General features: G+C 33.6%; 12 protein-coding genes. All 12 read left to right on the forward strand.

Going from position 1 to position 11,969, the window contains the following annotated elements; all coding sequences use genetic code 11:
* Positions 1–163: 163 nt before the first annotated feature.
* The 12 genes from IGI58_RS11650 (at position 164) to IGI58_RS11705 (ending at position 11,944) form a co-directional block, all read left to right on the forward strand.
* On the forward strand, positions 164–772 hold the full coding sequence (locus IGI58_RS11650) for a superoxide dismutase (protein WP_429953268.1): 609 nt from the start codon (positions 164–166) through the stop codon (positions 770–772).
* A 118-nt stretch (positions 773–890) separates the two neighbouring features.
* Positions 891–1,871: a diaminopimelate epimerase gene (gene dapF, locus IGI58_RS11655; protein ID WP_429953267.1), complete on the forward strand. Its 981-nt coding sequence runs from the start codon at positions 891–893 to the stop codon at positions 1,869–1,871.
* Between the two features lie 65 nt (positions 1,872–1,936).
* Complete coding sequence (locus IGI58_RS11660; protein WP_429953266.1) at positions 1,937–2,755, forward strand: hypothetical protein; 819 nt, start codon at positions 1,937–1,939, stop codon at positions 2,753–2,755.
* Positions 2,756–2,918: 163 nt separating this feature from the next.
* On the forward strand, positions 2,919–3,746 hold the full coding sequence (locus tag IGI58_RS11665; RefSeq protein ID WP_429953265.1) for a YveK family protein: 828 nt from the start codon (positions 2,919–2,921) through the stop codon (positions 3,744–3,746).
* 11 nt (positions 3,747–3,757) lie between these two features.
* A complete protein-coding gene (locus IGI58_RS11670) occupies positions 3,758–4,459 on the forward strand; it encodes a CpsD/CapB family tyrosine-protein kinase (RefSeq protein ID WP_429953264.1) in 702 nt (233 codons plus the stop codon).
* 25 nt (positions 4,460–4,484) lie between these two features.
* The gene (locus IGI58_RS11675) at positions 4,485–5,249 is read left to right on the forward strand and encodes a tyrosine-protein phosphatase (RefSeq protein WP_429953263.1); all 765 of its coding nucleotides are present in this window, start codon (positions 4,485–4,487) and stop codon (positions 5,247–5,249) included.
* A gap of 288 nt (positions 5,250–5,537) precedes the next feature.
* Complete coding sequence (locus IGI58_RS11680) at positions 5,538–6,173, forward strand: sugar transferase (RefSeq protein ID WP_225534964.1); 636 nt, start codon at positions 5,538–5,540, stop codon at positions 6,171–6,173.
* Positions 6,173–7,366 carry a beta 1-4 rhamnosyltransferase Cps2T gene (gene cps2T, locus IGI58_RS11685; protein WP_429953262.1) on the forward strand — a complete coding sequence of 398 codons (1,194 nt, stop codon included), beginning with the start codon at positions 6,173–6,175 and terminating at the stop codon, positions 7,364–7,366. Before IGI58_RS11680 ends, cps2T begins: the two co-directional genes overlap by 1 nt.
* A complete protein-coding gene (locus IGI58_RS11690) occupies positions 7,363–8,478 on the forward strand; it encodes a glycosyltransferase family 4 protein (RefSeq protein WP_429953261.1) in 1,116 nt (371 codons plus the stop codon). The genes cps2T and IGI58_RS11690 overlap by 4 nt, the downstream gene beginning before the upstream one ends.
* A 52-nt stretch (positions 8,479–8,530) precedes the next feature.
* The gene (locus IGI58_RS11695; protein WP_429953260.1) at positions 8,531–9,481 is read left to right on the forward strand and encodes a glycosyltransferase family A protein; all 951 of its coding nucleotides are present in this window, start codon (positions 8,531–8,533) and stop codon (positions 9,479–9,481) included.
* Between the two features lie 55 nt (positions 9,482–9,536).
* The gene (locus tag IGI58_RS11700) at positions 9,537–10,922 is read left to right on the forward strand and encodes an O-antigen ligase family protein (RefSeq protein ID WP_429953258.1); all 1,386 of its coding nucleotides are present in this window, start codon (positions 9,537–9,539) and stop codon (positions 10,920–10,922) included.
* A gap of 5 nt (positions 10,923–10,927) precedes the next feature.
* Entirely contained in the window at positions 10,928–11,944 is a 1,017-nt protein-coding gene (locus IGI58_RS11705; protein ID WP_429953256.1) for a glycosyltransferase, read from the forward strand.
* The last annotated feature ends 25 nt before the right edge of the window (positions 11,945–11,969 follow it).

The raw sequence follows: 11,969 nt of genomic DNA on the forward strand, positions 1-11,969 counted from the left end.
TCTCCTGACTTGATTTTACGTACAGTCGTCATTTTAAAGGAGTTAACCTGTAAAAACAAGTGTCGTGCAAATTTTTGTAAGCAATTACTTTGAAGGTTAGCATAAAATCTGTTATGCTATAAATGTATGAAAATTTATACTTACTTAAATGGAGGGATTTTTTATGACTTACACTTTACCAGAATTACCTTATGCTTATGATGCGTTGGCACCTTACATCGACGAAGAAACAATGCATTTACACCATGACAAACACCATAACACTTATGTGACGAACTTAAATGCTGCAATTGAGAAACACCCTGAACTTGGTTCAAAATCTATAGAAGAATTGATTTCTGACATGGATGCGATCCCAGAAGATATTCGTACTGCTGTACGTAACAATGGTGGCGGACATGCGAACCATGCATTTTTCTGGAACATCATGGCACCTAATGCAGGCGGCGCACCAACTGGAGATATCAAAGATGCGATCGATTCAGCTTTTGGTAGCTTTGACAAACTAAAAGAAGAATTTAAAGCTGCTGCAACAGGACGTTTCGGTTCTGGTTGGGCATGGTTAGTTTTAAATAACGGCAAATTAGAAGTAACATCAACTGCTAACCAAGATTCTCCTTTAATGGAAGGCAAAACACCAGTTTTAGGTTTAGACGTTTGGGAACATGCGTATTACTTAAACTATAAAAATGTTCGTCCAGAATACATTGACGCATTTTGGAACATTGTGAACTGGGATGAAGTAAACAAACATTTTGCTGCAGCAAAATAAGTAGAGAATAATAGAAATTCTATCTTTTCAGAGGAAAACAGTAAAATGTACTGTTTTCCTCTTTTTATTTGTGGCATACTAATAGTAGGAAAAAGATAGTTGAAGGAGCTTGATGAGAATGAATCTAAAAATACAGAAGGTCCACGGGTCAGAAAATGACTTTTTTTTGATTGATCAATTACAGTTAGAGCGTCCTTTTACGAAAAAAGAACTTGAAGACCTACGTATTCGCTTATGCGATCGTAAAAACGGATTGCTTGGAGGCGCGGACGGATTATTGCTTGTTGAAGCATCGAAACAAGGTGAAGCATTAGCAAAGATGCGTGTCATTAATTCAGACGGCAGTGAAGCGAGTATGTGCGGAAACGGCTTGCGAACAGTTGCTAGATATTTATCTGAAAAGCATGATAAGCAGTCGTTTATAGTAGAAACGATGTTTGCGGATCTTAAAGTCCGCAGAGCCGAAGAATTAGGCAAAGGTGTAGCTACCTATCAAGTGGAGATCTCACCTGTTCGTTTTGAAGCAGAGGCAATACCGATGGTGACGAATAAAAATAGAATTATTGATGAAGTGATACCAGAACTATCTGATGAAATAAAATTTTCTGTAGTAGCAGTTCCAAATCCTCATCTTATTGCATTTGTAGACCATCAAATGTTGGTTAGTCCGGAGTTTGAACGGATTGCAGCTTATGTCAATGGAGAGAATCCGCTTTTCCCAGATGGAATCAATGTCAGCTTTGTTGAGATTTTGGGAGAAAATCAATTATTTGTTCGGACCTATGAACGTGGAGTAGGCTTCACAAGCGCATGTGGAACAGCAATGTGTGCGAGCAGTTTGATGTATGCATTGTTGAATGAGCGAACATTTGGAGAAACAGTCACAGTTAAAAATGTGGGAGGAATTGTAAAAACAGTTGTTCATGAAGACGATGCTGAAGGGTATTGGATGGAATTGATCGGTAATGCAAGTGTGACACACGTCCTGTCAGGTGATTTAGTTGATTTTACGGATGGAAAGTTCAATAGAATACAGATCGATGAAACGGGTGAACAGGCAGCTTATATAGCATTTTTAGAATCGATCAAAATAGACTAGTATGCAGGGAGAGCTTGTCTGGTCGAAACAAAAGGATCGCTTTGGAGAACTAAGGGAGTGTCAAAATGAATAATTTTGGTTGGGTAAATATGAATCTGATAAAAAGGGTTAGTTGCATAGCAGTTATTGGTAGTTCGTTGTTGATTTGTTTTTTAGGAGTAAGTATGAATGCTGAGCAACGACGACAACAAAAAATCGATTATGCAGAAATAACGATAAGAAATGAAACAGAAAAAATCACGTTTTTGGATAAACAGCTCAGTAAGCTATACAAAGATGAAACGGAAGAGTTTTTGGCTGAATCAATAGAAGAAGTACAAATCAAACAACTAGAAAGTAAAATCAATCAATTAAAGACAGAAGCTTCTGACTTTGGACTCAAGTCTGAACAATTGCCTTTGGATACCTCACAATTATCAAAAGATAAACAAGTATTGCTTTCTAAGGTAGCAGATATTAAAACTAAATATACGATTCAGCAGCAATTACAGGAAATGTTGGTTCAAGCACCAGAAAATTGGGAATCCACTAGTGACGCTGTGATAATCAATGAAAATGCCACTGTAGAGAATTTGCTTAAATTACATAATGATGTCGTTCAATTTAATAGCTTGTGGTCAAATAGTATCAGTGCATTTTTAAATGAGATGAATGTTCAAGTGAAGCTGTATAACGAAATCGAACAAGGAATCGATAAAATGATCGATGGACAAGCTTTAACGAGTGAAGCGACGCTTGAAACGTTTATCCACCACTTCAACCTAGTCACACAGGTGAAGAATACAACGCTGAGAAAAGGGTTGTCAGAACGGTTAGAACAAATCGATCAGCTTATGAATGCCCAAATTGTTGGTGAGGAAAATTCGTTGGAAGACCCAATTTAGTTAATATTTATTAAATAATAATGCGATATATCGATTGCTTTTTAAATAAATTATCAATTATTTTAAAAAATATCGAAAAAGTTGATAACATTTTATTAGTCGAATACCCTTGTACTTGCTTAAGCTTAAAATTATAATTAATTGTGTAGTAATGGAGGAAAAAATGGAAGAAACAATAAGTTTACAAGAACTCATCGGAGTTTTAAGAAAACGTATAGGTCTAATTATCGTTAGTATGTTTTTAGGGTTAGGGGGTGCTGGAGTTTTAACCTATTTTGTTATTACGCCAAAATACAGTTCTCAAGCCCAATTGATTGTTCGTCTGCCGCAAAATGAAACGACGAATGTGAATGATATCAATGGAAATCTTCAGATGATCAATACGTATAAAGATTTGATCAAAAGTGATACGGTCATGACGGAAGTTCAGCAAAGGATGAAAGTGGACCATCAAAGTGATTTGTCTGTTGAGGCACTTAAGGCAAGTGTATCAGTCAATCAGTCTCAAAATTCTCAAATGTTCTCGATCGTTTCTAAAGTAACAGATCCATTGGTTGCTCAAAATATTGCCAATCAGACAGCTTTGGTTTTCCAAGAGCAAGCAAAAGACATGCTGAATGTTGATAAGATTACGATCATTTCAGAAGCGACGGCCAATTTAAATCCAGTGTCACCTAATGATAAAATCAATCTATTGATAGGACTAGCATTAGGGCTCTTATTTGGAATCATGGCTTCCTTCATTTTAGAATTATTTGATAAGACAATCAAAGATGACAGCTTTGTGGAAGAAGAATTAGGATTTACGATATTAGGTGTTGTTCCAAACATGACTGCTAAAGAGCTAAATGCCAAGGTTGTTCGCTCTTCACCTTCAACGGTTTCCAAGCCAAATAGCGGTTTTGCCAAAGAGGGAGCAAGAGTCATTCAAAAAGAAGATCTTAACTCAGATACTTCTACCCCAGCGCGTAGAAGTCGTCCACGAGTTTAAAGGAGTATAGAATGTCAAATAAAATAAGAAATCAAAAAAAACAAAAAACAAAAGCAGTCAGTCTAATAACTTTAGCAGATAAATCATCACCGATATCTGAACAGTATCGAACGATCAGAACGAACATACAATATGCAATGATCGATAGAGACTTAAAAACATTAGTCGTTACTTCTTCAGGTCCAAGTGAAGGGAAATCAACGACCTCTGCCAATTTAGCGATCGTGTTTGCTAATTCTGGGAAGCGCGTTTTATTAGTAGATGCAGATATGCGCAAACCAACGGTAGCAAAAACATTTTCGCTAGACAATGTTCGAGGATTGAGTACCCTTTTGGGTAGCAGAGAAGTTATGCTGCATCAGGTCGTTCAGTCATCCGGCATTGATAATTTATTCCTTATGACAAGCGGACCTAAACCGCCTAACCCATCTGAGTTACTGGATTCTAGGAGAATGGAAGAGCTTATCCAAGATTTGAAACAACAATATGATTTGGTCATCTTTGACATGCCTCCTGTTGTGGCAGTGACAGACGCACAAATCGTATCCTCAAAATCAGACGGGACGATCTTGGTCGTCCGTGAAAATGTCTCAAAAAGAGATTCTCTATTAAAAGCTAAAAACTTATTAGAACTTGTAGATGCTAATATTTTAGGAGTTGTTTATAACGGCTCTAAAAGTATAACAGATCAAGGCTACTATTATGGTTCATGAGAATAGGCAGAAAGGATAAAGACCAATGATTGATTTGCATTGTCATATATTACCTGGTATTGATGATGGGGCCAAAACGATCGATGACTCGCTTGATATGGCTAGAATGGCTGTGAAACAAGGCATTACTCACATTTTGTGCACGCCGCATCATAATAATGGCAGATATGACAATCCAGCAGGTCAGGTCATATCCTGTGTTTCAGCGTTACAAGCAGAACTGGACAGGCGCAATATACCTCTTACCTTATTTGAAGGTCAAGAGGTTCGAATTACTGGAAATATCAGAGAGCAGATCAAAGAAAATAAAATCTTATTTGCAGACTTGAATAATCGTTATATTTTGATCGAATTTCCAACAAACGATGTTCCAGCATATGCAGAGCCTCTTTTTATTGAGCTACTTGATGAAAACCATATCCCAATCATTGTGCATCCAGAGCGAAACAATAAATTTATTGAAGATCCTAATCGGTTGTTGCCATTTTTGGAGATGGGTGCCCTTGCTCAATTAACAGCGCCTAGCTACGTTGGTGTTTTTGGAAAACAAATCGAGCGAACAGCTAAGCAAATGGTTGCCCATAATATGGTTTCTACGATGGCTTCAGATGCTCATAATGTAAAAAAACGAGGATTTTTTATGAAGAAAGCGTACGATGCGATTGCTAAAGATATGGGAACTGCGCATGTTGAAGCGATGCAGCAGGTTGCGAAAGATATTTTAAATGGTGATTCTGTCCAGACATTGGAATTTGAAGAGCTACAAAAGAAAAGATTTCGACTGTTTTAAACGAAATAGGAAAATGTGAGCGTAAGAGTTTTATATAATTTTTGTACATATTATTAGGTGTTGGTATATGTGATTTTTGATATTGGTTGTATCTTAAATTAACTGAAATATTAGGGAATGCTGGGATCAGCAGCTGTTGAGGTTCGAAAAAAACTGAAAAGCTAATAGCATCAGTAAATAGTTTGTTCCTGCCCTATCATAAAAGGAGTGTTGAAATTGGAGGAAAAAATAGTAAGTGTTGGAGGTAATATTCAGAAAAAAGAGCAGACATCACAGCCTGACAAGCAGATTTCTGTATCGATAGTTGAATCACAATCTATTCGTTTTCGCGTACTCAAACGAACGATCGATATTGTTGGTAGTCTTTGCGGCTTGATTTTATTAAGCCCTGTATTTCTTATTGTCGCATTTTTGATCAGAAAAGAAGATCCTAATGGACCAGTTGTTTTTTCTCAGGAAAGGGTCGGAAAAAAAGGTAGTCACTTCACAATGTATAAATTTCGTTCGATGTGCACAGATGCAGAAGAAAAATTTCATGATCTAGTTGAGCAAAATGAAATCGAAGGGGCTATGTTCAAAATCAAGAACGATCCAAGAGTAACAAAAATAGGAAAAAAAATACGCAAAACAAGCATTGATGAGCTACCCCAATTAGTGAATGTTTTAAAAGGTGACATGTCACTCGTTGGGCCACGACCTCCGTTAGAAAGAGAAGTCTCTCAGTATACACAACGTGATCTACAACGATTGAATGTGAAACCTGGCTGTACAGGATTATGGCAGGTCAGAGGTAGAAACGATGTTCATTTTGATGAAATGGTCGAGTTTGATTTGGAGTACATTGAGAATCAATCTATTTGGAATGATCTGAAAATCATGTTTCAAACTGTGATCGTGATGTTTTTTTCTAGAGGAGCTTATTAATGAAAAAAAAGATTCAGCATGTATATATTATTGGCTCTAAGGGGATTCCAGCTAAGTATGGAGGTTTTGAAACTTTTGTTGAGAAGTTGACAGAGTACAAGCAGTCTAGAAGTATTCAGTATCATGTCGCTTGTATGAATGTAGGAGACGATCTATACGGAGATGGAGAACAGCATTTTGAATATAATCAAGCAGACTGTTTTAATATAGCGGTGCCAAATATCGGTCCAGCTAGAGCCATTTATTATGATGTAAAAGCATTAGATTATGCCATCGAGCTAGCTAAAAAAAATAGTGATATAGAACCGATTTTTTATATATTAGCATGTCGAATAGGTCCGTTTCTCAATCATTATAAAAAAAAGATCAAGAAAATTAAGGGAAAACTTTATGTAAATCCCGATGGTCATGAATGGTTAAGAGCCAAATGGAGTTATCCTGTTCGTAGATACTGGAAATTTTCAGAAAAGTTAATGGTAAAGCATGCAGACTTGATGATTTGTGATAGCTTGAATATAGAAAAATATATTAAGACCGATTATGAAAAATATACGCCTAAAACAACTTATATTGCTTATGGAACGGAACAAAGCAAATCAACACTTTCGGCAACTGATGCACGGGTGAAGGATTGGTTCAAAGAAAAAAATATTGGGGGCGAAGGCTATTATCTGGTTGTTGGAAGGTTTGTCCCTGAAAATAATTATGAGACAATGATCAAAGAGTTTATGAAATCTGACACAAAAAAAGACTTTGTTTTGGTAACAAATATTGAAGAAAATAAATTTTACAACAAGTTGAAAAAAGAGACAGGTTTTGATAAGGACCCGCGTATAAAATTTGTAGGAACAGTCTACGATCAAGAGCTACTGAAATACATACGTGAAAATGCATTTGCCTATTTGCATGGTCACGAAGTTGGCGGGACGAATCCATCGCTTTTAGAGGCTTTGGCATCAACAAAAGTGAATTTACTATTGGATGTTAGTTTTAATAAAGAAGTTGCAGAAAATGGAGCTATCTATTGGGAAAAAAATGACTTATCTGAAGTTATTGATAATTCTGAGAGGATGACCAAACCAGTAATTGAAAATATAGGTAATTTAGCTAAAGGAAGAGTCTATGAATATTTTAGCTGGGAGAAAATTGTTTTAGATTATGAATACATCTTTAAGGAGAGTGTAGATAAATGACAAAATCTATTTTATTTATACACTCTAGTGCAGAATTGTATGGTTCGGACCGCTCACTGTTAAATATGATAAAACATTTGGATAAAAAAAAGTATTCGTGTTTTGTTGTACTGCCAACTGATGGGAAATTAAGAGAAGAACTCGAAAAAATTGAGGGTTGTTCAGTTAGTATATACTCATATGCAGTTTTGAGAAGAAAAAATCTTTCTTTTTTTGGCATGTTAAGCTATCTGAAACATACGATATCCTCACTTTATTTTTTTATGAAGTATATAAATAAATCAAAAATAGATATTGTATACACAAATACTTCTGTTGTCTTTTCTGGAGCAATTACTGCGAAACTAAAGAGAAAAAAATCAATTTGGCATATTAGAGAAATAATCTCAAATCCAGTTGAACGAAAAATTATCTCCACTATAGTTAACTTATTTTCTGATAAGATCATTTGTAATAGTAATGCTACACTAAACTCCATTACTGATAAAAAAAAGGGGACAGTGATACATAACGTTATTGATACAGATAATATTCAAATACCATCTTTAAAAACTAGTAATAAAATTACTATTGGTATGGCTGGCAGAATAAATAGATGGAAAGGTCAAAAATTATTTATAGATGCAGCAAATCAAATTTTAGTTGATTATCCTGATGTAAAGTTTGTAATAGCGGGAGATACTTTTTCGGGAGAAGAATATATCAAAGAAGAGTTATTGGAGTATGTGAGAAAAATAAATCGAACAGAACAAATTTTATTTTTAGGCCTAGTGAATAATATGAATGATTTTTACGGTTCAATAGATATTTTTGTTTTGCCATCAATTAAACCAGAACCATTCGGTTTAGTTATTTTGGAAGCTATGGCAAGAAAAATTCCTGTAATAGCTACGAAACATGGTGGACCACTAGAAATCATTCAGGATGATGAAAATGGTTTTTTAGTAGACTATGAAAATAGTGAGGAATTGGTTAGCAAAATGAACGAATTGATAACTGATGAAGTAAGAAGAAAATCTCTAGGTGAACAAGGATATTTGAATCAACAAACTAAATTTTCACTAAAACATTATATAGAATGTCTAGAAAAAGTACTGGATGAAATTAAGTAGCAAGAAAAAATTTTGAAAGTGTAAACTAAGCTATTTTTTAAGGAGAAGATGAATGAAAAGAGTGACGATAATTATTCCCCATTACAATTCAAGTAAAAAACTTGATCGGTTACTTAAGAGCATCTTCTACCAAAATTACATGGAAAATGTTGAAGTCATTGTTATAGATGATGACAGTTCAGATGAAGAAAAAAAATTGCTTTTGAACATAGTCAAAGTTTATCAGAGTCATTTCAAATTGCATTATTTTGAGAATCTGTCTGGAAAAAAAGGTGCAGGTGTGTGTAGAAATATTGGTATTGCTAATTCAACTACGGAATGGCTTCTTTTTGCTGATGCTGATGATTACTTTTTAGAGGATTCGTTAAAAAGTATTGATAAATATATTGATAAAGAATTTGAAGTTATTTTTTTTAAACCAACTAGTATGTATGAATCAACACAGGAACTATCTGATAGGCATACTATTTATTCAGAGCTTGTTGATTCAGTCATAAAAAAAGATACTTATTCAAATAGATTAAAACTTAAAGCTCATTTTTTAGTTCCCTGGTCAAAATTGATAAGTAGTAAGTTTATTAAAGAGCATAATATTTTATTTGAAGAAGTGATGTATTCAAATGATATTATGTTCTCATCTCAAATTGCAGCTAAACTAAAAAAATTTACTGTTTCTTCTGAGTGTGTTTACTGTGTAACTAGTGATAAAAATTCTTTGACTACTACTATGAGTAAGGAGATATTGTTATCTAGATTAGAAGTTTCTTTACGTCAAGATCGATTTTATAAAGAAAATTTTTCTAAACGGGATTATAAGCTAATTCAATTTCAGTTTATTTCTTGGCTTAGAAAGGCAATAAAATACAATTTTGGTTTTAATTATACACTAAGCATCTTGAATAAAATATTAAAAAATGGAAGTAAAATAATTATTTTTGATCGCATTAAAAAAAAGAGAACCAAGAAAAAACACGATTCTCTAATTGATATAAAGATAGAATGATTTGACTTTCATTAGCTACAGTAAATATAGAGTAGTTTACTTTAAAGGAGAAAGTATGAGAATAAACAAAGGGATTTTATTATCTTATTTGGTAATAATATTTATATTTGCAGGTGATCTATTTGATAGTAGAAGTGTCATTAAAGCAGGCGTAGTATCTGTTATCTGTTTTAGTATGCTTCAAATAGCATTTATTGTGTGTAAAGGTAACTTTAAACATACACTTTTTTATTTATTGGCATTCAATATACCTTTACAGTTATATATTTGGATTCCGCAAACCTCACTATATTCAGTAGAGACAGCTGACTCATTTTCTCTTACCTTTTTGGATATTGTCATCTTGATGATCGTTGTCTATAGTATTTTTACAAAAAAGACAATTAAAGTACCTAGATATTTTTCTTTGATTAGCTTTTTTATATTATTGGTATATGTATGTGCTACACTTGTTTCCATTAATAAAGGAGCTTCTATATATGCGGTCATAAGATTGTTTAAAGCCATTTTATTGAGTTTTTCACTTATCAACACTTATGAAGATGAGGCCTTTGATTTTTTCATAAAGGGCTTGAAGGCAACTGTGCTGTTTCAAATGCTAATAGGAACTTTACAGATTATAAAAGGTGACGTCCTAGGGCTATCCTTTTTAGGTGAGGGAGTTTTGAGAAGCGCGAATGGTTATGAAAAAGGGATGAGTGGAACTGTAGGTCATCCTGGAGATTTTTCACTTTTCCTATTATTTTGTTTGGTGATGTTTCTATTTAACTCCCAAAAGAATTCACTGTATATCATATTATGCATCTTGGGACTGGTTCTCGGTCAGTCAAGAACTGCATTAGTCATTATGCTTGTTGTATTCATCTTATATTGGTTCTCTTCCAAAGGAAAACGCATCTCCTACAAAAGTATGGGTGTACTTTTTTTGATGATACTATCAACACCATTCATAGTTAATTTATTTGGTATGATTATGAGCCGTTTTTTCAATTCTGATTTAAGCACTCAGGAAGAAAATAGAAGAATTCATTATGAACTTGCATTAAAATTATTTTCTTTAAAAGAGCACTTTGCTTTAGGTCCTAATGCTTCATTAACAGCTACATCCATATATTTTCCATATGAGTTTCAACGAGGAGTATTTTATTATGTTCATCCGATACACAATGCTTTTTTAGTCTATTTCATTGAGACAGGGATTCTGGGTGGGGGATTATATATTTTATTGAATTGTGTTTGTTTATGGAATGCAGCCTTAGTTTTCAGAGAGAAACCAAGTATTAAAAGAAGTAGAATCATTTCCTTTGGCATCTGGATTCTTGTTATTAGTGCCTACAGTATGACAGGTTGGGCGGGAATAAAAGATAAATTTTTCTATCTTTTATGGATGTCTGTAGCTTTTAGTATAGCTAATTATAAAAAAGATAGAAAACAGGGGTGATGAGTTTGCGCTTAAGTATACTACCATTTGAAATTGAAAGTAACAAGTACATCGAGTTGATGAAAACAAGTTATGAAATCTGTAATGTATCAGTAGTAGAAGATATTCAAGAAAGTGACATAATATCATTGAATTGGTTTGAAAATATAGATTCTAAATATTTTATCAAAAAACTATTTATTTATTTAAAAAAGACTGGGTTGTTATTTTTGTGGCGGAAAAAGAAGATTGTTTGGACCATGCATAACAAACAGCCGCATAATAGCAAAAAAAATTTTTTTTCTGATCATCTAATAAGAAACATAATAAAAAAATCAGACAAAATTATTATACATTCTAAAGATTCTATTGATCAGTTAACTGGAATCTATAATTTAACTGAATTAGAAAAAGTAGTTTATGTGCCGCATCCTAACTATATAGATCAATATGGAGAACTAACTTTAAAAAAAAACTTAGATAACAAAAAATTGAAGCTTTTGTTTGTTGGAGCAATAAAGGAGTATAAAAATATAGAATTATTGGTAGGAGTGTTTAATGAGCTGAATTTCAAACATATGGAGTTATCGATTTGTGGACGACCTTCAAGCGATAATTACAAAAAAAAACTTGAAAAACTGATAAGTAATAACCAAAAGATAAAAACAGAATTTAAGTTTATAGATGATGAGGAATTGCCATTATTGTTGGAAGAATGCCATATATTGGTAACTCCATATGAGTTAAAAAGCAGCTTAAACTCCGGAACGATAATATTATCATTTTCGTATGCTAGAACGGTTTTGTCACCAACTATCGGCACGCTAAAAGATATCAAAGATAGATCAATATTTTTTACGTATGAATATGACAGTGAACAAGAACATTATGAGTGTTTAAAGGAAAAAATCACTTTTATTTATGAAGAATATTCAGGAAGATATGATGATCTTCTTATGCTTGGAGAAAAATGCAGAGAATATGTGCAAGAAAGTAATAGCTTAGATAATACGGCAAAAGAACTAATGAGAATCATATACTAAGTAAAAATTGGGTTAAACACAAGTT

The sequence above is a fragment of the Enterococcus sp. AZ020 genome (assembly GCF_050499205.1).
GTDB classification, from domain to species: Bacteria; Bacillota; Bacilli; order Lactobacillales; family Enterococcaceae; genus Enterococcus_L; species Enterococcus_L dunnyi.

What these genes read in the sequence shown, in the direction of transcription:
- IGI58_RS11650 (WP_429953268.1), top strand. Translation starts at nt 164, where the DNA reads ATGACTTACACTTTACCAGAATTACCTTATGCTTATGATGCGTTGGCA.
- dapF (WP_429953267.1), top strand. Translation starts at nt 891, where the DNA reads ATGAATCTAAAAATACAGAAGGTCCACGGGTCAGAAAATGACTTTTTT.
- IGI58_RS11660 (WP_429953266.1), top strand. Translation starts at nt 1,937, where the DNA reads ATGAATAATTTTGGTTGGGTAAATATGAATCTGATAAAAAGGGTTAGT.
- IGI58_RS11665 (WP_429953265.1), top strand. Translation starts at nt 2,919, where the DNA reads ATGGAAGAAACAATAAGTTTACAAGAACTCATCGGAGTTTTAAGAAAA.
- IGI58_RS11670 (WP_429953264.1), top strand. Translation starts at nt 3,758, where the DNA reads ATGTCAAATAAAATAAGAAATCAAAAAAAACAAAAAACAAAAGCAGTC.
- IGI58_RS11675 (WP_429953263.1), top strand. Translation starts at nt 4,485, where the DNA reads ATGATTGATTTGCATTGTCATATATTACCTGGTATTGATGATGGGGCC.
- cps2T (WP_429953262.1), top strand. Translation starts at nt 6,173, where the DNA reads ATGAAAAAAAAGATTCAGCATGTATATATTATTGGCTCTAAGGGGATT.
- IGI58_RS11690 (WP_429953261.1), top strand. Translation starts at nt 7,363, where the DNA reads ATGACAAAATCTATTTTATTTATACACTCTAGTGCAGAATTGTATGGT.
- IGI58_RS11695 (WP_429953260.1), top strand. Translation starts at nt 8,531, where the DNA reads ATGAAAAGAGTGACGATAATTATTCCCCATTACAATTCAAGTAAAAAA.
- IGI58_RS11700 (WP_429953258.1), top strand. Translation starts at nt 9,537, where the DNA reads ATGAGAATAAACAAAGGGATTTTATTATCTTATTTGGTAATAATATTT.